The sequence below is a fragment of the Kiloniella sp. EL199 genome (assembly GCF_900313065.1).
GTDB lineage: Bacteria > Pseudomonadota > Alphaproteobacteria > Kiloniellales > Kiloniellaceae > Kiloniella.
In genome coordinates this window covers 147,275-167,365 of sequence record NZ_OMPU01000006.1, presented here as the reverse complement: position 1 = coordinate 167,365, position 20,091 = coordinate 147,275, and the positions used below count along the sequence as shown (strand labels likewise).

At 44.3% G+C, this 20,091-nt stretch carries 21 protein-coding genes and 1 riboswitch; of the genes, 12 read left to right on the top strand and 9 right to left on the bottom strand.

Annotation, left to right across the window (positions count from 1 at the left end):
* The first annotated feature begins 12 nt into the window (after positions 1-12).
* The 4 genes from napA (at position 13) to D9A03_RS04125 (ending at position 5,666) form a co-directional block, all read left to right on the top strand.
* Entirely contained in the window at positions 13-2,517 is a 2,505-nt protein-coding gene (gene napA / locus D9A03_RS04140) for a nitrate reductase catalytic subunit NapA (RefSeq protein WP_120495960.1), read from the top strand.
* A gap of 1 nt (position 2,518) precedes the next feature.
* A complete protein-coding gene (locus D9A03_RS04135; RefSeq protein WP_120495959.1) occupies positions 2,519-2,968 on the top strand; it encodes a nitrate reductase cytochrome c-type subunit in 450 nt (149 codons plus the stop codon).
* Positions 2,969-2,976: 8 nt separating this feature from the next.
* Complete coding sequence (locus tag D9A03_RS04130) at positions 2,977-3,588, top strand: NapC/NirT family cytochrome c (RefSeq protein WP_120495958.1); 612 nt, start codon at positions 2,977-2,979, stop codon at positions 3,586-3,588.
* Positions 3,589-3,866: 278 nt separating this feature from the next.
* Positions 3,867-5,666, top strand: coding sequence for an ATP-binding protein (locus D9A03_RS04125; protein WP_120495957.1), 1,800 nt, complete (start codon positions 3,867-3,869; stop codon positions 5,664-5,666).
* 43 nt (positions 5,667-5,709) lie between these two features.
* Here D9A03_RS04125 and D9A03_RS20035 read toward each other — a convergent pair whose 3' ends face one another.
* Positions 5,710-5,880 carry a periplasmic nitrate reductase, NapE protein gene (locus D9A03_RS20035; protein ID WP_254054972.1) on the bottom strand — a complete coding sequence of 57 codons (171 nt, stop codon included), beginning with the start codon at positions 5,878-5,880 and terminating at the stop codon, positions 5,710-5,712.
* 283 nt (positions 5,881-6,163) lie between these two features.
* Positions 6,164-6,276, top strand: a riboswitch (TPP riboswitch).
* A 139-nt stretch (positions 6,277-6,415) separates the two neighbouring features.
* Here D9A03_RS20035 and D9A03_RS04115 point away from each other — a divergent pair.
* The 5 genes from D9A03_RS04115 to D9A03_RS04095 all read left to right on the top strand — a co-directional run bounded on the left by D9A03_RS04115 (position 6,416) and on the right by D9A03_RS04095 (position 9,409).
* Entirely contained in the window at positions 6,416-7,450 is a 1,035-nt protein-coding gene (locus tag D9A03_RS04115) for an FAD-dependent oxidoreductase (RefSeq protein ID WP_120495956.1), read from the top strand.
* Positions 7,450-7,647: a sulfur carrier protein ThiS gene (thiS, locus tag D9A03_RS04110; RefSeq protein ID WP_120495955.1), complete on the top strand. Its 198-nt coding sequence runs from the start codon at positions 7,450-7,452 to the stop codon at positions 7,645-7,647. The genes D9A03_RS04115 and thiS overlap by 1 nt, the downstream gene beginning before the upstream one ends.
* A gap of 27 nt (positions 7,648-7,674) precedes the next feature.
* Entirely contained in the window at positions 7,675-8,457 is a 783-nt protein-coding gene (locus D9A03_RS04105) for a thiazole synthase (RefSeq protein ID WP_120496376.1), read from the top strand.
* Positions 8,450-9,061: a thiamine phosphate synthase gene (locus D9A03_RS04100; RefSeq protein ID WP_216825375.1), complete on the top strand. Its 612-nt coding sequence runs from the start codon at positions 8,450-8,452 to the stop codon at positions 9,059-9,061. The genes D9A03_RS04105 and D9A03_RS04100 overlap by 8 nt, the downstream gene beginning before the upstream one ends.
* A gap of 168 nt (positions 9,062-9,229) precedes the next feature.
* Positions 9,230-9,409 (top strand): hypothetical protein, encoded by a 180-nt coding sequence (locus D9A03_RS04095; protein ID WP_120495954.1) that lies wholly within the window; start codon positions 9,230-9,232, stop codon positions 9,407-9,409.
* 63 nt (positions 9,410-9,472) lie between these two features.
* Here the strand turns inward: D9A03_RS04095 and D9A03_RS04090 are convergent, their stop codons facing one another.
* On the bottom strand, positions 9,473-9,961 hold the full coding sequence (locus D9A03_RS04090; protein ID WP_120495953.1) for a PAS domain-containing protein: 489 nt from the start codon (positions 9,959-9,961) through the stop codon (positions 9,473-9,475).
* Positions 9,962-10,128: 167 nt separating this feature from the next.
* On the opposite strand from D9A03_RS04090, the gene D9A03_RS04085 reads away from it, so the two are divergent.
* Positions 10,129-10,668 (top strand): tetratricopeptide repeat protein, encoded by a 540-nt coding sequence (locus D9A03_RS04085; RefSeq protein WP_162937964.1) that lies wholly within the window; start codon positions 10,129-10,131, stop codon positions 10,666-10,668.
* On the opposite strand, the gene D9A03_RS04080 is transcribed toward D9A03_RS04085, so the two are convergent.
* A complete protein-coding gene (locus tag D9A03_RS04080; protein WP_120495951.1) occupies positions 10,665-11,168 on the bottom strand; it encodes a prepilin peptidase in 504 nt (167 codons plus the stop codon). The genes D9A03_RS04085 and D9A03_RS04080 overlap by 4 nt on opposite strands.
* 190 nt (positions 11,169-11,358) lie before the next feature.
* Here D9A03_RS04080 and betI point away from each other — a divergent pair, with 190 nt between their 5' ends.
* On the top strand, positions 11,359-11,946 hold the full coding sequence (gene betI, locus D9A03_RS04075; RefSeq protein WP_120495950.1) for a transcriptional regulator BetI: 588 nt from the start codon (positions 11,359-11,361) through the stop codon (positions 11,944-11,946).
* 83 nt (positions 11,947-12,029) lie between these two features.
* Positions 12,030-13,694, top strand: coding sequence for a choline dehydrogenase (gene betA, locus D9A03_RS04070; protein ID WP_120495949.1), 1,665 nt, complete (start codon positions 12,030-12,032; stop codon positions 13,692-13,694).
* Between the two features lie 125 nt (positions 13,695-13,819).
* On the opposite strand, the gene bioB is transcribed toward betA, so the two are convergent.
* The 6 genes from bioB to D9A03_RS04040 all read right to left on the bottom strand — a co-directional run bounded on the left by bioB (position 13,820) and on the right by D9A03_RS04040 (position 19,918).
* Positions 13,820-14,968, bottom strand: coding sequence for a biotin synthase BioB (gene bioB, locus D9A03_RS04065; protein ID WP_254054971.1), 1,149 nt, complete (start codon positions 14,966-14,968; stop codon positions 13,820-13,822).
* Positions 14,969-15,128: 160 nt separating this feature from the next.
* A complete protein-coding gene (bioA, locus tag D9A03_RS04060; RefSeq protein WP_120495948.1) occupies positions 15,129-16,448 on the bottom strand; it encodes an adenosylmethionine--8-amino-7-oxononanoate transaminase in 1,320 nt (439 codons plus the stop codon).
* A gap of 63 nt (positions 16,449-16,511) precedes the next feature.
* Positions 16,512-17,180 (bottom strand): dethiobiotin synthase, encoded by a 669-nt coding sequence (gene bioD / locus D9A03_RS04055; RefSeq protein WP_120495947.1) that lies wholly within the window; start codon positions 17,178-17,180, stop codon positions 16,512-16,514.
* A 43-nt stretch (positions 17,181-17,223) separates the two neighbouring features.
* Positions 17,224-18,078: a methyltransferase domain-containing protein gene (locus tag D9A03_RS04050; RefSeq protein WP_120495946.1), complete on the bottom strand. Its 855-nt coding sequence runs from the start codon at positions 18,076-18,078 to the stop codon at positions 17,224-17,226.
* Complete coding sequence (locus D9A03_RS04045; protein ID WP_120495945.1) at positions 18,075-18,707, bottom strand: alpha/beta fold hydrolase; 633 nt, start codon at positions 18,705-18,707, stop codon at positions 18,075-18,077. The genes D9A03_RS04050 and D9A03_RS04045 overlap by 4 nt, the downstream gene beginning before the upstream one ends.
* Positions 18,707-19,918 (bottom strand): 8-amino-7-oxononanoate synthase, encoded by a 1,212-nt coding sequence (locus tag D9A03_RS04040; protein ID WP_254054970.1) that lies wholly within the window; start codon positions 19,916-19,918, stop codon positions 18,707-18,709. Before D9A03_RS04040 ends, D9A03_RS04045 begins: the two co-directional genes overlap by 1 nt.
* Positions 19,919-20,091 lie beyond the last annotated feature (173 nt).

The following is a 20,091-nucleotide window of genomic DNA, read 5'->3' as shown; positions in this document are numbered from 1 at the left end:
GGATCACGAGTCATGAAACTATCCAGACGTGACTATATCAAGGCAAATGCAGTTGCACTTGCAGCAGGTGTCGCCGGAATAGCCACACCAACAGCCGCCAGTAACCTGGTGACCGACAGCTCTAAAACCGAAATTAAATGGTCCAAGGCACCTTGCCGTTTCTGTGGAACAGGCTGCAGTGTTATGGTCGGAACAAAAGATGGCAGGGTTGTTGCGACCCATGGTGACGTAAAAGCTGAAGTCAATCGCGGTTTGAATTGTGTGAAAGGATATTTCCTGTCCAAAATCATGTACGGTAAAGATCGCCTGGAGCAGCCCTTGCTTCGTATGAGAGATGGCAGGTACCACAAAGAAGGTGAATTCACACCTGTATCATGGGATGTTGCCCTTGATACCATGGCGGATAAGTTCAAAGCGGCCATTAAGGCAAAAGGACCAACTGCGGTTGGTATGTTTGGTTCCGGACAGTGGACTGTTTGGGAAGGTTACGCTGCTTCCAAGTTTATGAAAGCTGGTCTCGCCACCAATAATATCGATCCCAATGCGCGGCACTGTATGGCCTCTGCCGTGGGTGGATTTATGCGTACCTTTGGCATTGATGAGCCAATGGGTTGTTACGATGACATCGAAGCCACAGACACCTTTGTTCTCTGGGGGGCAAACATGGCAGAAATGCACCCCGTTCTCTGGACAAGGGTAACAGATCGCCGCCTTAGCGCACCAAAGACAAAAGTTGCGGTACTCTCCACATTCGAACATCGTTGTTATGATCTTGCCGACATACCAATGATCTTCACCCCGCAAACAGATCTGGCAATCCTAAACTTTATCGCGAACTACATCATTCAGAACGATAAAGTGAACCTTGATTTCGTAAACAAGCACGTCAACTTCAGACGCGGTAATACCGATATCGGTTACGGCCTACGCCCAGAACACGAGCTCCAGAAAAAAGCGAAGAATGCTGATAAAGCTGGCGGTTCTTCCGAAATGACCTTTGAAGAGTTCAAGGCCTTTGTTGCAGACTACACAGTTGAGAAGGTATCCAAACTCTCAGGCGTATCTGAAGCACACCTGATTGAACTGGCTGAACTATATGCTGATCCAGATCGCAAGGTCGTTTCCTTCTGGACCATGGGTGCGAACCAACACACACGTGGTGTTTGGTGTAATAACCTGCTCTACAATGTGCATTTATTGGTTGGCAAGATTGCCACCCCAGGTAACTCTCCTTTCTCTCTCACAGGTCAACCTTCTGCTTGTGGTACTGCACGTGAAGTTGGTACTTTCGCACATAGGCTACCTGCTGACATGGTGGTTAAAAACCCTAAACACCGTGCCTACGCGGAGAAAATTTGGAAAATTCCATCAGGGGTTATTCCACCAAAGCCTGGGTATCACGCAGTTCTTCAAAATCGCATGCTCAAAGACGGTAAGCTAAATGCTTATTGGGTCATGTGTAACAACAACATGCAAGCTGCACCAAACCTGAATGAAGAAGGTTATCCAGGCTACAGAAACCCGGAAAACTTCATTGTCGTTTCTGACCCCTATCCAACAGTAACAGCTGAAGCTGCCGACCTTATTCTACCAACAGCAATGTGGGTAGAGAAAGAAGGAGCTTATGGTAATGCCGAACGCCGGACACAATTCTGGCACCAGCTGGTAGATGCACCAGGTGAAGCAAGATCAGATGTATGGCAGATCATGGAACTTTCCAAGCGTTTTAAAACGGATGAAACCTGGCCTGCTGAAGTTCTAGAAAAAAACCCGCAATACAAAGGCAAAACCCTTTATGAAGTGCTCTTCAAAAACGGTTCTGTTGACAAGTACCCGCTTGAGGAGACTCATGAGGATTACAACAATCAGGAATCAAAAGATTTTGGTTTCTACGTGCAAAAAGGCCTCTTTGAGGAATATGCCCAGTTTGGACGTGGTCACGCTCATGACTTGGCACCTTTTGAGGTCTATCACAATGAACGCGGCTTAAGATGGCCGGTTGTAAACGGCAAAGAAACCAAATGGCGCTTTAAAGAAGGCTCTGATCCCTATGTTAAGCCCGGAACTGGCTACGAGTTCTATGGTAAGCCTGATGGTAAGGCCGTTATCTTTGCCCTTCCATACGAACCACCCGCAGAAAGTCCAGATGAAGAATACGACCTATGGTTGTCAACCGGTCGCGTGTTGGAACACTGGCACTCAGGCTCTATGACACAGCGTGTGCCTGAGCTTTACAAAGCCTTCCCGGATGCTGTTGCCTTTATACACCCTGAAGATGCCACTTCCAGAGGCTTAAGACGAGGCCAGGAAATCAAGGTTATCTCCAGACGTGGTGAGATTGTCACCAGAGTTGAAACACGTGGCCGTAACAAACCACCAAAAGGCTTGATATATGTGCCTTGGTTTGATGCAAGTCAGTTGATCAACAAAGTCACCCTGGATGCGACAGATCCATTGTCTAAGCAGACCGACTTCAAAAAATGTGCTGTGAAAATTGTTGCGACAGGGAGGGCATAAAATGAGACGCTTTCTAGTTCATTTAACAACTGCCTTGGGCTTAATCGCTTTTACCAATGTTGCGCTTTCTGATGGAACAGCAACTTTGCGTCAAGGAGAGCCAATCTCCGTCGAAGCAGAAGCTCCCAAAATGACTAAGGTTGAAAACAACGATGTTAAGCGTGTGAGGAACTATCCAGAACAACCGCCAACAATCCCACACAAAACACGTTCGTATGAAATTTCTTTGAACGCTAACAAGTGCATGTCCTGCCACGCCAGAACACGCACAGGAGAATCACAGGCCCCGATGGTGAGCATTACCCACTATATGGATCGTGATAATCAAGTGTTGGCGACCATTTCTCCACGCCGTTATTTCTGTAACCAGTGTCACGTAACTCAGGTTGAAGCAGCCCCGCTGGTAGAAAATGAGTTTGTTGACGTTGAAGAACTCCTAAAAGGTGAATAGGCAAAACCATGTTGACACCTTTCAAAAAACTTTGGGGATTGGTTTACAGGATCTGGTCCAGCGCCAATCGCCCAGCCAAGCATCTTTCAATTGGCTTTCTGACCATTGGTGGTTTTGTTGCCGGGGTTATGTTCTGGGGTGGTTTCAACACTGCCCTTGAATACACAAATACGGAAGAATTCTGTGTCAGTTGCCATGAAATGGGCGACAACGTTTTTGTTGAGTTAAAACCCACCATTCACTACAGCAACAGATCAGGCGTAAGGGCAACATGCCCGGATTGTCATGTTCCACATAACTGGACAGACAAAATATCTCGTAAAATGCAGGCATCCAAAGAAGTGTGGGGCAAGCTGTTTGGTACGATCAACACCCGTGAAAAGTTCCAGGCAGAACGAAGACGCCTTGCCGGACATGAATGGGATCGCCTGAAAGCCAACAATTCATTGGAGTGCCGGAACTGTCATTCTACCGAATCAATGGACATTACTGCCCAATCGACCCGGGCAGCCGAAGCACATCAGACATTCCTCTTTACTGGCGAAAAAACCTGTATCGATTGTCACAAAGGCATTGCACACGAGCTACCTGATATGACTGGCGTTGAAGGTTGGAAATAAGACACACAACCTATAGCAAATACACTCCTAAAAAACGGGCCTACTAATGGCCCGTTTTTTAGTTCCTCATATAGATCAAATGAAAGACAACAAATATTCTAACGCAAAAGAAAAAAGCTTACTAAGTATTGATTGCAACTATCCGAAATTACACAACCAAAAGGACGCGAACATAAACAAAGTATTCATACTCTCTCATTAAATTGGTTTTATGAATAAAGTTTTCTGAAAATTGGATGCTTTAACAGCAGTATTTTGCGATAGGAAGCCTCAACATAATGTCAGATCCTTCACAAAAATCTCCCCTTTGGATTTTACTATCCACATTAATCATGACGATTATAGGGCTCTGTTGGGTTATCTGGTCTATTTATTCTGTAAACTTTCGTGATGCATCATTACAAAATGCATGGACATTAGAAGTAACAAGTTTACGTGGTGACATAATTTTACTTGATGAAATCCTCTCATCATCTGCGCGTCTTGCGGCAGAAACCGGAAACAAGGATTGGGAGAACAGATACCGAAAGTACGAATCTGAGCTAGGGCAGAAAATTGAACGTGCGATCGAGCTTGTTCCTGAAGTACAGAATATAGAAAATATATCTAATGTTGATGCTGCCAATATTGCCCTGGTTGAAATGGAAGAACAGGCTTTTACTTTCATTAAAAAGGGGCAAATATCAAAGGCTAAAGAACTCCTTTATTCAGAAGAATATGAAGCACAAAAAACAATTTACATCGCAGGCATGATTTCTTTTGAAAGAAGCCTATATAATGCCGTTACCAGAGAAGAAAATCAGCGACAACAAGATAGTCAGATACAAATTCTGGTCATCTCTGGGATAACCATAATTCTTAGCGTTGCCTGGATCATGGTCTTTCATTCATTTAAAAAATGGCAAACTAATATCAAGCGTGCAAATGAAGCTAAAACCAGCTTTCTTTCAACAATGAGTCACGAAATTCGTACACCATTAAATGGAATTTTGGGCGTTACGCAGTTGTTAGCAGATACAAAACTAAACAAGGATCAAAAGAATAAAATACAAACCATACAGTCTTCCGGACAAACTTTACTCGCCATAATCAACGATATCCTTGATATGAGTAAAATTGAAGCCGGTGCTGTGGAACTGGAAAATACTATTTTTAGCCTATCAGATTTTGCGTCAACAACAATGACAGCTGTTGAAAGTCTTGCCACAGAAAAGGGATTAAAATTTAGGCTTAATAAATCAGACGACTGTCCAGACTATTTGATCGGTGATCCGGTTAGAATAAGGCAAATTCTTTGGAACCTGATAAGTAACGCAATTAAGTTTACTGACAAAGGGAGTGTCACAGTAACCCTTACCACCGAGACGCCAGAAGAGCACATTACACCAAAAGATACCGTCATACGTCTCCGGGTTGAAGACACAGGTAAAGGTATAGAACCTGAACGCCTTCAAATGATTTTTGACCCTTTTACACAGGAAGATAGCACAATAACGAGAACACACGGAGGAACAGGATTGGGTCTTTCAATCGTCAGAAAAATGGTTGAATTAATGGGCGGCTACATTCAAGCAGAAAGCATTAAGAATAAAGGATCCTGTTTTGATGTTTATTTGCCGTTTGAAATAGCAACTGCTGCCCAACAACATGTATTTCTGAATCAAAAAGACCCTAATCAAATGGTACATCATCACGATCTTGATATTTTGGTTGCCGAAGACAACCCGGTAAATGCGATGATTGCGCGTGCTTTTTTGGAAAAATTTGGACACAAAGTACGCATTGCAGAAAATGGAAAATTGGCAATAGAGCAAATAGAAAACTCCATACCAGATATGATTTTTATGGACATCCACATGCCAGAGATGAACGGTCTTGAAGCTACCAAAAGTATACGACAACTCGATTTTGGAAGCGATATACCAATTGTGGGGTTAACAGCCGAAGCGTTTACTGAGCGGCATTCACAATTTATAGAAATGGGAATGGATGGCGTTTTATCAAAACCCTTTACCGAACAAGAATTACACTCAGCAATTAGCCAATACAGTAAAGCAAAAACGAAAAAAGCCTCTTAACTTTACATTTTAGCAAATACTTTTTTTGTATTCTATCAATAGATTACTGAGTTGGCGGACCTGAAACAAAAATTTGATACATCCAGATTGAAAAGCCATAGGCACCGACCAAGGCAATAGTTAGTGCAGGAATGAGACCTGCAGCCAAAAACATGAACAATGACACTTCTTGTGCCTTGGTTCTCTCATGTGTTGCAGTTGGAATTTCTTGCACCTTATATCCCTCTGGTTAACAGCGTTTTAGGAAACGTCTTTGCAGACGCATGAAAACGTTAAATCAGTCTCCAATAATACACTCACAGACAAAAGCTGTTTTGATTCATATCAATTTTCACTTAAAAAATCTATCTTTGGCGATAAATCTACCTTGGGCAAAGCTCAAAATCGTCGATAATTCTTACTGTAAAACAAATGCAAATATATAAGGTACACCTGATAAAATTTCTTGAGTCCAGTCATAACTTTCTTGTGTCTCGAAGTGCTATATTTTATAAACTTGAACTTCCTAGGGGTGCCTTTAGTAAAGGGCTGAGATTGCACTGATACTGTGCGGGATTCTTTGAACCTGATCCGGGTTATTCCGGCGAAGGGAAAGGATTTCGAGTTACTTGAGCTCCATTCCCTATAGGCCTTTCCTCTGGATCTGAATAGTTCTTGTCTTATCAAGAGGTCGACATGCAATACTGCAACGGCAAAGGCCGACACTACATAATCCTTGATCACCTACAGCTAGATCTGAGAGTTCAGTAATGCCGTCGATAGAGATTATTGGATCGGGTATTACCGGTCTTTCCTGCGCAGCATTTTTTGCTGAAAGAAACTGTGATGTTACGGTTATTTCATCAAGTAACGGACCAGATGAAAGTTGCTGTTCCTGGTGGGCTGGCGGTATGCTTGCCCCTTGGTGCGAAATGGAGAGTGCAGAACCACTGATAGGTGAGCTCGGCCTGGAAACTATGAAATTCTGGGAAAAGTTTACATCCTCCTACCAGAAAAAGGGCACATTAGTTGTCGCAACACCCCGGGATCTACCAGATCTGAAACGCTTTGGGCGCAGGACAGAAAACTGGCGACAGGTCAAAGAAGATCAAATAACAGCATTGGAACCAGACCTTGCAGGTCGCTTTACCACGGGTCTTTATTACCCGGAAGAAGCGCACTTTGATCCCAGACAGGTATTACCTGAATTGGTAAGCTACCTTGAAAGTAAAGGGGTTAAATTCCAAACGAATATCTCACTTTCAAACCAAGAACTTAATGTTCCTTCAAAAGCAGATCATAGAATTGATTGTCGCGGACTTGCCGCTCAAGATCACTTGAATGAATTACGCGGTGTAAAAGGCGAAATGCTATTGATCAAAAGTAATGAGGTAAAACTCTCTCGCCCTGTTCGTCTATTACACCCCAGAATTCCCCTCTACATCGTTCCTCGGGACAATGGCCTCTTTATGGTTGGTGCAACAATGATCGAAAATGAAAACCGATCTGGTGCAACCGTTCGTTCTGTTCTGGAACTTCTATCAGCCGCCTATGCATTACACCCAGCCCTTGGCGAAGCTGAAATTATTGAAATCGGTGTTGATGCCCGTCCGGCCTTTCCCGACAATCTCCCCCGCATTCTCCACAAGGGAAAAACAACCTATCTGAATGGCATGTATCGACACGGATATCTGGCAGCGCCGGCAATGGCAAAACGTCTTGTGGAACAAGTTCTAGGCGAGAACACAGCACCTGATCATTTCGAACAATTTTGTGAACCTGATCTATCAACAGGAAATATGTGATGAACATTGTAGTAAACGGGCAAAGAATTACGACACAAGCCGCTTCACTTTCCGAGCTTTTGTCTGAACAGGGATACGGAACTGCGAAAGTAGCGACTGCTGTTAATGGCACTCTTGCCCCGGCAAGTATGCGTCATGAACAAAAAATTGCCGATGGAGATCAAATTGAAATCGTCGCCCCCATGCAGGGAGGTTAAGAATGAGCAAGGTGGATAAGGATGACTATTAAATTTTATGACGACGAGATATCTTCACGATTTCTGATCGGCACAGCCCTATACCCCTCACCAGCAATCATGCTTGAAGCCATCAAAGCTTCCCAGGCTGAAATCGTCACAGTTTCATTGCGTAGAGAGTCAGGGACAGAACAATCCGGACAAAACTTCTGGTCTTTTATAAAAGACAGCGGGGCAAAGGTGCTACCCAATACAGCTGGATGCAAAAGCGTCAAAGAAGCTGTTACCACGGCGCACATGGCACGAGAGATATTTGAAACTCCTTGGGTAAAGCTGGAAGTTATCGGCGAAGATGACAGCTTGCAGCCGGATATTTTTGGCTTGGTCGAAGCAGCACGCATTCTAAACGAAGACGGTTTTCAGGTTTTCCCCTATACAACGGAAGATCTAGTTGTTGCAGAAAAACTCATCACGGCAGGGTGTGAAATTTTAATGCCTTGGGGGGCTCCTATTGGTAGCGGGCGGGGTCTCAACAATATCTATGGACTACGATCTTTACGGGCCCACTTCCCGAACATTCCATTGATTGTTGATGCCGGCATCGGCTTGCCATCACATGCCGCCGCCGCAATGGAGCTTGGTTATGATGCAGTCCTGCTAAATACAGCTGTAGCAAAAGCGGGAGATCCCGTTCTTATGGCCAAAGCCTTTGCGCTTGCAATTGAAAGTGGCCTGCAATGCTACCAGGCCGATCCCATTGAAAAGCGGGATATGGCTGCCCCTTCAACTCCGGTTGCCGGACTACCTTTCTGGAATCAAGATCATGCTTAATCCCTTTTATCAAATTGTTGATGATGCCAAGTGGTTGCCAAGATTTTTGCCTCTTGGACTTAAGCTTGTCCAGCTACGTATAAAAGACGCTTCTGAAGAACAGCTCAGAGAGCAAATTACTTATGCACAGGAACAGTGCCATGAGTATGGCGCGCAACTGATCATCAATGACTATTGGGAACTCGCAATTGAACTTGGTTGCGACTTCATTCATTTGGGGCAGGAAGATCTGGATGACGCAGATATCGGGTCTATTCGCAATGCAGGCTTAAAACTTGGCATCAGTACGCATGATGAAGACGAACTGGAACGCGCTCTGGATCTCGACCCGGAATATGTCGCATTAGGCCCCGTTTACCCAACCATCCTGAAAAAAATGCACTGGGCTCCACAGGGCGCTGAAAATGTTAATCGCTGGAAAGAAATGGTTGGCGACATCCCTCTTGTTGCAATCGGCGGACTATCCGTTGAACGTGCGCCGGATATCTATGCTGCAGGTGCTGATATTATCTGTGTCGTCACAGATGTTCTCTATAACGACAGCCCCGAGGAACGTCTTCAGGAATGGCTTGAACTGGGCGCATCACAACTCGAAATAGATTAGCTTTCAAAAATACCCTCATTCACAAACGTGAGTGAGGCTATACTTTCTAACCTTCAGTGATTGGCAATAAATCCTTGGTTTCGACCTTTCATTTCGGCATAACAAAGATCTTGCCCAACTGTACCTGACTTTTCTGCAAGTACAGAGTTTTGCATATTCATAGCCTTAATGAGTATAAAAACATCTCCTGTTCTACCAGGTCCTCTTCGCCAAGAAGATATTGTCACAAGCAAATCAGACATAGGGTCCACAATTGACCAGCATTACCTGAACCCGCTTTTGGGTGAATCTCTTTTGCAAAAGCTCGACGACGATCCAGAACCCTTACATTTCATGGCTGCACATTGAGTTCATAGAAAACAGTGCAAACACCCCGATCATCGGAATCACTGACCGCTCTGAAATGCGTGATCAGGTTTTCCCCTGATCAGCTTCTACAATAGTTCCAAGGATCATGTTTACATTTTGACCATCTGCTGCCAAAGGAAGCAGCAATCGCTTATAACTTTGATGTTCCCTGTTTTCTATGTCCCAGGTTATCTCACTAAAATGCGGGTTTCTCGTTTCGACCACGGCATTAAATGGTTGCTGCACAATTTGTAATTGTTGACCTGTGAAGAGATCATGAGCAAATTTTCCGGTACAATCCTTGCCGACTACTTCAGTCATAACTGATCCCCATAACCGATATTGAAACTGTTTTTCAGTACCAGTGTAGTGGACATCAACCAACGCAATCCGACTCAAAAGATCCGTTATCTCAGCAGGGTTAATATGCTGACGACCAGGCAGCGTCCTGTTGCTTGGGGTAACAGAGCGCCAATAATCATAAAGACGGCAAAAACTTTCCTCTACCGCCACTTCTTTGGGGAGTTCTTTTCCCCTGATTATATTTATCAACTATCTCATCCAATAAGACAGAAGTAACCCCACTACTTTTATAACATAACAAACACTAACAATAACTTACTTTTTGGATCAGCTCATAAAGTCACACAAATTTGTGATTTCAAATATCAAAAAAATCAATTCACACTATGGGAATGAGGCAAAGAATTTTACTGCTATTGATCCTTTTTACTTCGTCGGTATTCTCTTTTGAAAACAGCGCCAAAGCTGATCAAAAAGATAATCGATTACCAGTACTGTTTAACAACCTTCTTCAGGCGCCACCCGGTCCTTACAGTATCATCATTGAAAATAAAATTTGGGAAATTTGGCTGGAAAGCGCAGATCCTAAGATCACAGATTTAATGACACGGGCCTCAAAAGCCACGCAGAGTAAAAAATACACCGAAGCGCTGGATCAATACACTAAAGTCATTCAACACAATCCAAACTACGCTGAGGGCTGGAACAAACGCGCCCTCGTGAACTATCTGATAGGTAACTACGAGAAATCTTTATCAGACATCAACAGAACCCTGACTCTGGAGCCCAGACATTTCGGAGCAATTTCGGGACAAGGACTGATTTATTCTGCTCAGAAAAAATGGACGCTTGCCAAAAAATCCTTTGCAAAAGCGTTGTGCATTCATCCAAACATGGAAGGCCCAAAATTGAACCTGAAGATATTAAGTACCCAGGATATTGAAGCAGAGATCTAGGTTGCAAACAGCGGAATATTGTCAAACAAAATCAAAATCGCAATACCGATAGATACTCCATATGGAACACCACCGTCTCGTCGTAACCATACAGGTAAAACAAGATTAAATTTTGCGAGCAAATATTCTATCTGAGTAGAAAAGCGTCTCAAAATCAGTAGTAAAAGTACTTGCGCTCCTCCCACCAAAGAGAGGATCAATACATAAGAAGGTAACAAACCCAAACCAGTCCACAATGATAAACTTGCTATAAACTTGACGTCTCCCCCACCTAAAATCTTGAATGCGAAAAGTAACACCCCAACCCCAAGGACGACGAACATAGCTATAAGGTGATCCCAAATCACAATTGACGCATCACTTCCCCAATAAGCTACCGGGAAAAGAAGAATCATAGCCAAGGACAATATGTTCGGAATTCTCATCTGAATAAGATCCATTAGCATCGCCAAGACAACAAAAGAAACAAAAACAAGTTTTGTAAGGAAAAGGGGATCCATAATATTCCAAGCAAATAACCACTATCTACAAACCCAAAAGGCTATCCGGGCAAGATTCCTATCATCATATTAAGAAATAAAAGCATTATTAAATTTTTGGAGATTCATCACTTTTATTTTTATTGATTGAACGTCCAATTAAAATAAAATAGGCTTATTCGAGAAACTTAAACTTGTGAGACCCAATAAGATGCCCAAAGTGGGAATGGAAGCTATACGAAAAAAACAGCTTATCGAGGCAACCATCTCCTCAATTCATGAGCGAGGGTACTCGGATACTACCATAAGATTGATTAGCCAGAAAGCAGGTGTTTCAACAGGTATTGTTCACCACTATTTCAAAGATAAAGACGACCTGCTCAGAGCAACGATGCAAAGCATGCTGTCGGATCTCAGGCTTTCAGTTTTAAAATACCTGGAACAGGCAACGACCCCGAAAGAGCAAATAGAGGCCCTTATTTCAGCCTATCTTGATGCTCATTTATTTGAACCAGAGACTGTATCTGCCTGGCTGGCATTCTGGGCACATGTACCACATTCAAAAGATTTATCCCGCTTGCAGAATATATATGAAAAGCGCCAGATCAGTACCTTCAAACATATTTTTAAAAAGCTACTTCAACCTGAAAACGTTGAAAGTGCTTCTTTGGGGCTTGTAGCGTTAATTGATGGCCTGTGGGTCAGAACATCTTTGCTAGATAGTACTCAGGGACGCGAAATCGCCAAAACTGTCGCGCTCGATTACTTTGAGATGCTGCTACAGAAAGAAAACAGATAACAATCCTTTTGGGTCACGGCCCTTTGGACAAAAATGACAACGAAGGGGATTGAAATCCCCTTGATTGACTGGAGTTACGAACAATGTCGAACGATACCTTTGACTATATCATCGTCGGTGCTGGATCAGCGGGCTGTGTCCTTGCCAATCGTCTTAGCGCCGATCCTGACAACTCGGTCTTGCTGATAGAAGCAGGCGGCAGCGATAGTTCCATCTTCATTCAAATGCCGACTGCACTATCGATCCCGATGAATATGCAAAGGTACAACTGGGATTTTGAGTCCGAACCGGAACCCTATATGGACAACAGACGCCTTCACTGTCCACGGGGCAAAGTTCTCGGAGGGTCGTCGTCAATTAACGGCATGGTATATGTTCGCGGCCATGCCTGTGATTTTGACGAATGGGAAGAACACGGCGCAACGGGCTGGGGGTATAAAAACTGTCTCCCCTATTTCCAACGGGCGGAAACCTGGAAGGGCGACAGAGATGAATATCGTGGCAACGATGGTCCTCTGGCCACCTGTAATGGCAACGAGATGAAGAATCCGCTCTACGAAGCCTTCATCAAAGCTGGTGAAGAAGCAGGTTATGGCCCAACAGAAGATTACAATGGCTACCGTCAGGAAGGTTTTGGGCCTATGCATATGACGGTAAAAGATGGTGTGCGCTGGTCAACGGCAAACGCCTATCTCAAACCCGTCATAAAGCGACCAAACCTGAAAGTCATATCAAACGCCCTAACAAAACGCATCCTTATGGAAGGCAAAAAAGCAACAGGTATTGAGATAGAAGTCGGTGGTGTTAGCCAAACGCTTAAAGCTTCAACAGAGGTTATTCTTTCGTCCGGTTCTGTCGGCACGCCTCAACTTCTACAAGTGTCTGGTATTGGCCCGTCCGCCGTACTGAAGAAAGCTGGTGTTGAGGTTGTTCACGATCTACCCGGTGTTGGTGAAAACCTGCAGGACCATCTGGAAGTATATTTCCAGTTCCGGTGTAAAGAGCCCATCACGCTGAACGGTAAGTTGGATCTTTGGAACAAGTTTTTGATCGGCGCCCGTTGGATGCTGTTCAAAGACGGGTTAGGTGCCACAAACCACTTTGAATCCTGTGCTTTTATTCGATCAAAGGCCGGTTTAAAGTGGCCTGACATCCAATATCATTTCCTACCAGCAGCCATGCGATATGACGGACAAGCCGCTTTTGAAGGGCACGGAATTCAGGTCCATGTAGGTCCCAACAAACCCAAGAGTCGCGGCCACATTCGAATCAAATCTGGTGATGTAAATGACAAACCGGAAATCCTGTTCAATTACAACGAGCATGAAGATGACCGGGAAGCTTTCAGAGCCTGCATCCGCCTAAGCCGTGAAATCATGGAACAGCCATCTATGACTCCCTATTGCGAAGACGAAATCCAACCCGGTGCAGCCCTGCAATCGGATGAAGAACTCGACGCATGGATCAGGGAAAATGCCGAAAGTGCCTATCATCCTTCCTGTACTTGTAAGATTGGAGCTGATAACGACCCGATGGCCGTACTGGATAATGAGTGTAAAGTACGCGGCATCGAAAACTTACGCGTCGTGGATAGCTCTGTCTTTCCGACAATCACCAACGGTAATCTCAATGCCCCAACCATCATGGTTGCAGAGAAAGCAGCCGACATAATTCTGGGGATCAATCCACTACCAGCATCAAATGCGCCGACATGGATTCATCCGGAATGGGAAACTAAGCAGAGGTAAAGACCGTTACCCGACAAAGAATAAAGGCGGCCAAGTGCCGCCTTTTTCATATACAGTCCATTCGTAGCTATTATATTTGTAGTTACCTTGGAGCAATCTTGCCCATTACAGCCTGTTTAGCTGTATTAAACACAACCACAATCGGGGGAACCACAGCCCCGTGGTGCTTCATGATGATGTTCGACAACAGCGCCTTTTTGCTCTGTTTCCAAGCCCAATCTGGCAAATAAAGCCATGTCTTCATTTTCTTCCGGATTAGCCGTGGTTAAAAGTTTATCACCATAAAAGATTGAGTTAGCCCCCGCCATAAAGCACATGGCTTGCCCTTCGTCACCCAATGAACGACGGCCAGCAGACAGACGAACGTAAGATATGGGCATCATCAGACGCGCAACGGCAACTGTCCGGATCATCTCAAAGCTATCAATGCGCTGCATGTCACCAAACGGCGTTCCCTTGACAGGTACCAGCATGTTAATCGGCACAGACCCCGGGTGTTTTGGCAGATTGGCCAAAGCCATCAACAAACCAACGCGATCTTTTCGCTCTTCCCCCATACCGATAATACCGCCGGAACAAACGTTCAGCCCGGCATCACGCACATTACCCAGGGTTTCGATGCGATCTTCAAAAGATCGCGTTGTAATAACCTCGGGATAATATTCCGGGGAAGTATCAATGTTGTGGTTATAATAATCCAGACCAGCTTCTTTCAAACTGTCTGCTTGATCCTTATTCAACATGCCCAGCGTCATGCAGGTTTCCATGCCCAGATCTTTAACAGCCGATACAATCTCGGATATCTTGTCAATATCCCGGTCTTTTACATTGCGCCAAGCCGCGCCCATGCAAAAACGTCCAGATCCGTTTGCCTTGGCTTTTTTAGCATATTCAACAACGGTATCTTTATCCATCAGCTTACTGGCGCCGACATCCGTTTTATAACGCGAGGATTGTGAGCAGTATTTGCAATCTTCAGCACAGCCACCTTCTTTGATATTCAAAAGTGTAGAGAGCTGTACTTTATTCGGATCAAAGTACTTTCGGTGCATCGTCTGAGCACGGAACAGCAAATCCATCATAGGCAAATCATAAAGCGCTTCAATTTCCTCACGGGTCCAATTATATCGAACATCCGTAGATTGTGTATCAGCGCTATTATTCGTTCTGACTTCATCAGAAGATCCCTCAACTGAAGCAATCGTCACAGTATGTGGCGTTGCTTCAGGGGCTATAATATCAACTTCATTTTCCATGATGGATTTCACTTCCATATTTTTCTCTGACGCTGTTCTAGCTTGAGCCTGTCGTCTCGGCAAGTGCCCAGGTCTTCGGTCAACTTATTTTATCTTACAACCAATTTCGAACTATTGCCCAAAAGCGCCAACAAGATCTGCAAAAATCCCTGTAAGGCTTTTGACTTTTTCAATACGACTACGATAGTGAATTAAGCTCTTCCATTGCCAATGCCATGGCTTTCCAAGCGTCATCAATCTGTTGATCGGAAATGACATAAGGTGGCAAAAGATAAAGCACATTACCAAGCGGGCGGATCAACATATTACGATCCCAGAACCATTTTTTTAATTCGCCGCCAAGTGAAGACGTATAACCACCGTCATCCACAATCGCATCAAAAGCCCCTATCGTGCCCATTATGCGATGATGGCGTGTCTGCGGCAGCGCCCGGATATAACCCATCCCTTTATGATGGGCAGCTTCTATACGCTTGAAATTGTTCTGTGTTTCCGGGCTTTGCAAAAGCTTAATAGATGCCAAAGCTGCCGCACACCCCAAAGGGTTAGCGGTAAAGGAATGCCCATGACAAAAAGCTTTATCAAAGGTTTCCCCCAAAAAGGATTCATAAAGATGGTCCGTGGCGACTGTTACGGATAATGGCAAGAAACCACCTGTTAGCCCCTTTGAAATACAAATGAGATCAGGTGTTACACCGATCTTCTCACAGGCAAAGTTAGCCCCTGTGCGGCCAAATCCAGTCATGACCTCATCAAAGATAACCAGTATCCCCTGAGCTTGGAGTTTTTCAACAACGGTCTTGATAAATTCGGGGCGAACCATGCGCATTCCCCCTGCCCCTTGCACCAAAGGTTCAAGGATCATTGCGCAGACTTCCCTACCATGTTTTTCCAGATGAAGATCAATAGCTTCAAGTGCTATCGCTTCCTTGCTCTCTATAGCATCATCATTTTCCCAGGTGTGCGGATAGGGCATGATATCAACAGAAAACAATAAATCTTTCCAGGCATCAAACATATGCGAAGAAATACCCGCCGACATGGCCCCCACAGTATCCCCGTGATACGCGCCATCAAAGGTCATAAAGCGTGTGCGCTGTTCCTGCCCTGTATTACGGCAATGCTGGTAAGCGATTTTCATCGCAACTTCGACTGCTGTCGATCCATTATCGGAAAAGAAAACCCGGTTCAAATCCCCCGGTAAAAGGGTGCTGAGTTCTTGGGCTAACTTCACCGCAGGTTCATGGGTAAAGCCAGCAAAAATAACTTGTTCCAGCTTGTTAGCTTGCTCGGAAATCGCATTGGCAATCTTGGGGTTTGCATGTCCAAAAACATTCACCCACCAGGACGAGATATAATCAACAATTTCCCGCCCGTCCTTGGTTCTCAAAAGAACACCTTCGGCAGAATCAATAACCACAGGATCCGGCGCAGTTTGAGCTTGCGTGAAAGGGTGCCAGACGTGACGTTTATCCAGTTCAAGAAAATTGTCAGCCATTATTTCTACCCTTCACACTTTTGATTATACTTTTCATTACTAATCATCTTAATGGCAGCGATCCTAATTATGGCCCAAGCTCTCTGAAAAACGCTGTAATCGAGGCATAAGCTCGGTGATAACTTCAGCTGTTACATGCTCACATCTTGGCAGCTCTGCAACGACAGGTACTTTGCCATATTCTTCAATTGCTTCCCGATTTCCTCTATTCTCAGGCCCATTCATAATGACACCAGCCAGAGTTAACCTCCGATTTTTCAGGGCTTCAATTGTCAAGAGAGTGTGGTTGATCGTTCCCAACCCCGAGCGTGCCACAATAACCACAGGCAAGTTAACTTTGGCCATTAAATCAGTCATCAGAAACGCGTCATTCAAAGGAACCAAAGCACCACCAGCGCCTTCGACAATTAAAAATTCATCCTCAGAAATCGAAGGTAAATTAATGTCATCAAGATTAATTGTCTGACCGACACGTCTTGCCGCTTCATGAGGAGACAAGGGATCTGGAAAGTTGTAAGAACAGGGATAAATATTGCGATCGACTATCCCGGTTAATCGTTGGATTTCAGGCGTATCATGATCCTGATCCGGTCCTGTTTGCACAGGTTTCCAATAAGACGCCGTTAAACTTTTGACCAATGCTGCGGACACAAAAGTCTTACCGACTTCAGTATCGGTACCAGTGACAAACAAACCATTTATCTTAGATTTTTTAATCGAAATATCCTGCATGCCTCACCGGGATCAATGGTAACCTGTCGCAAAAGATGCTGTATCAACCTGTGCTACCTCTGCTGCACAGCACAAAAACCACATCATAATCAGCTTCTATATGGTCGCCTGTAAAGTAATTTTCATATTTTTTTAATAGAGAGCGCAGTTGCCCAACACTAAGTCGAGATCTTCCGATACGGCTTGAGTGCGCCCCGATTTCGCGCAGCGTCCCCAAGAAATCCAATCCGTCTTTATGGCACTGCACAAATTTTTGCTGCAACGTCTCAACATTTACCCCATTCAAGCAACGATGATAAAAAGCTGCATCCGGGAATTCCGGGGCAAGCCTTTCGATACCCAGTTCATTCTGACACTTATGCCATAACTCGAAAGTCCCCTGCGAAAGAGTACTAAAGGCGAGTGTTCCCTTTGAAGTCAAAAGATCATTTAATCTTCCCAATGTTCCTTCCTGGTCATGAAACCACTGAAAAGCCATATTAGAACAAATCAGATCAAATGGGCCGTCCAGATCGACAGCTTCACCATCCATTGTATGGAAATGAATTTTTGAGAGATCAAGATTATGGGGCAATTCGCCTGAACTACAGCCTGATGTATATTCAGGATTTATAATTTCATCTGATAAAGAGCTTTGACACTTCGCTAGCATGTCAGCAGAAATATCAGTAACCCACCACTGTGCGTCTGGATAGAGCTCTAACAGTTCGCGAGTTAAGTATCCTGTTCCGCAACCAATCTCCAAGATCCGAAGAATTTTTTTATTCTGAATTCTAGCTGCAATATGATCTGCCAACGCTTTCGCTGACTTTTGCTGTACTTCAGATTGAGTTTCATAACTTTCCGCAGCTGCGCCGAAACGCTGCGCCAAGTCTTTTTTCCAGGCGACTTCTATCATAGATCTGTAATTGCTCGCTTAATAACAGAATGGCACGCCACAGGATCAGTTAAAGGCAACAAATGTCCCTTGCCTTCTGTCCATTGTGAATTGCTTTTAAACAATTTAACTGTCATCGCCTCAGTAACAACCTGATCATCTTTATCTGCCAAGATATATGAACTTTCCTCGGTAAAATTCAAGCGTTGATCCTGTTCTCGTAAGAAATTAAGACCCCAAATAAGTTTGGATAGATCAGGCGTTTCTATCGCGTGGTAATCTGTTCTGCCACCTGGATCGCACAACTGATGGAAAGATCGCAAAACATCCACTGGGGCCTTGGGTAATTTGCGCAGCATTCGGTCAATGACTCTGGGGTGCATTCCTTCTGGAAAATCATCACAGGCAGAAAAGCGACTAAAGCCGTTTATTAAAACCGACTTTTCCCAGATAATATCAGTCTGGGATAATAGCCACTGGCATCCCATAGAGTGTCCGACTGCAATATCATAATGCCCCGCAGGGATACGTTCGGTTCCAGAAAAACCCAAATCAACCAGATCACACGATATATCGGGTCCCAGTAATCTTATAACCGATTGCCATATATCTGGGCCATATCCCCACCCGTGTACGAAGACAACCCGCATTACACTATGCCCTTTGCATCATTAATCATAGCAACGGCTTCAACAATTGCTCTGCCCAGATTTTCAATCTGTTTTTTTGTATGAACAGCACTTAATGTAACTCTTAATCGTCCAGAACCTTCCGGCACCGTCGGCGGGCGAATAGCACCAACCAGAAATCCTTTTTCTTCAAGCTCATAAGCAACAGCAAGAGTTTTCTTGTCACTTCCAATAATCACAGGAACAATTTGTGTCGATGACAGGCCTGTATCTATCCCCTCATCTTCAAGCATATTTCGGAAACTATTGCTACAATCTGCCAAATGCCTGCGTTCAGCATCCATTTCAGGGACAAGGTCAAGAGCTGCATCAATAGCCCCCAGAACCTGCGGCGGAAGTGCCGTCGCATAGATGAAGCCGCTACAGAAATTAACCAGATATTCTTTCATACTTTGTGAGCAGGCGACATAAGCCCCAAAACTTCCTAACGCCTTACCACATGTGCCCATAATCAACTCATTATCAGAGACCCCACCAGCACAAAGCCCCATGCCTTTTGCCCCTAATACACCTGTAGCATGCGCTTCATCTATATACAGAAAAGCATCGTAACGCTTTGCAAGTGACCTTATTTCAGAAACATGCAACTGATCACCATCCATGGAAAACACACTTTCCGTAACAATGATTTTGGCCTGTTCACTCTCTTTATGCTTTTCCAAAAGTTGAGCAAGATGCTTCAGGTCATTATGACGAAATCGTATTTGTTTTGCATTTGCAGCCTGAATACCAAAATGAAGACTGGCATGGTTTAACTTATCGCAAAAAAGTAATACTTCCGGCTTCCCCACACCACCATGAAGCCGTGTATTTAACAAGGCAGCCAGAACAGATGAATTTGTCTGAAAACCCGAATTCAAAAGCAAGGCAGCTTCTGATCCCTTCAATTGCGCCAGCTTCTTTTCGATAAGATCATAAGTAGAGTGATTACCCGTTATCAATCGCGAGGCACCAGTTCCAGAGCCATAGATCTTTGCCCATTCAGCGGCTCGCTCTCGAAGAGCTATATTTTGTGCTAACCCAAGGTAATCGTTGGATGCAAAATTAAGAAGCTTACGCCCGTTATGTTCGACGTAACCACCTTCCAAGAGGTTAGAGCATTTTAGTCTCCGTAACCTCTGGTTAGGCATAGCCTGAAGATGTGCATCAATTCTTTTGGAAAGGTTTGTCACCTTGAGTTACCTCAACAGGGAATACTCTACCTGGAGGACGGCAATCAAGGCCATAATCCAACCAGCAATGCTTCACCGCTGGTTTTAATATCAAATGCCTTTAAGAGCAACTCTTGTCTTCATCAAGCTCTGTTTTATAAACAACTTGTCTTACTTTTTCTGGCCCCGAAATA

Bases quoted from the DNA above. Each gene is read 5' to 3' on its own strand.
- napA (WP_120495960.1), top strand. From the start codon at position 13: ATGAAACTATCCAGACGTGACTATATCAAGGCAAATGCAGTTGCACTT.
- D9A03_RS04135 (WP_120495959.1), top strand. From the start codon at position 2,519: ATGAGACGCTTTCTAGTTCATTTAACAACTGCCTTGGGCTTAATCGCT.
- D9A03_RS04130 (WP_120495958.1), top strand. From the start codon at position 2,977: ATGTTGACACCTTTCAAAAAACTTTGGGGATTGGTTTACAGGATCTGG.
- D9A03_RS04125 (WP_120495957.1), top strand. From the start codon at position 3,867: ATGTCAGATCCTTCACAAAAATCTCCCCTTTGGATTTTACTATCCACA.
- D9A03_RS04115 (WP_120495956.1), top strand. From the start codon at position 6,416: ATGCCGTCGATAGAGATTATTGGATCGGGTATTACCGGTCTTTCCTGC.
- thiS (WP_120495955.1), top strand. From the start codon at position 7,450: ATGAACATTGTAGTAAACGGGCAAAGAATTACGACACAAGCCGCTTCA.
- D9A03_RS04100 (WP_216825375.1), top strand. From the start codon at position 8,450: ATGCTTAATCCCTTTTATCAAATTGTTGATGATGCCAAGTGGTTGCCA.
- D9A03_RS04095 (WP_120495954.1), top strand. From the start codon at position 9,230: ATGAGTATAAAAACATCTCCTGTTCTACCAGGTCCTCTTCGCCAAGAA.
- D9A03_RS04080 (WP_120495951.1), bottom strand. From the start codon at position 11,168: ATGGATCCCCTTTTCCTTACAAAACTTGTTTTTGTTTCTTTTGTTGTC.
- betI (WP_120495950.1), top strand. From the start codon at position 11,359: ATGCCCAAAGTGGGAATGGAAGCTATACGAAAAAAACAGCTTATCGAG.
- betA (WP_120495949.1), top strand. From the start codon at position 12,030: ATGTCGAACGATACCTTTGACTATATCATCGTCGGTGCTGGATCAGCG.
- bioB (WP_254054971.1), bottom strand. From the start codon at position 14,968: ATGGAAGTGAAATCCATCATGGAAAATGAAGTTGATATTATAGCCCCT.
- bioA (WP_120495948.1), bottom strand. From the start codon at position 16,448: ATGGCTGACAATTTTCTTGAACTGGATAAACGTCACGTCTGGCACCCT.
- bioD (WP_120495947.1), bottom strand. From the start codon at position 17,180: ATGCAGGATATTTCGATTAAAAAATCTAAGATAAATGGTTTGTTTGTC.
- D9A03_RS04050 (WP_120495946.1), bottom strand. From the start codon at position 18,078: ATGATAGAAGTCGCCTGGAAAAAAGACTTGGCGCAGCGTTTCGGCGCA.
- D9A03_RS04045 (WP_120495945.1), bottom strand. From the start codon at position 18,707: ATGCGGGTTGTCTTCGTACACGGGTGGGGATATGGCCCAGATATATGG.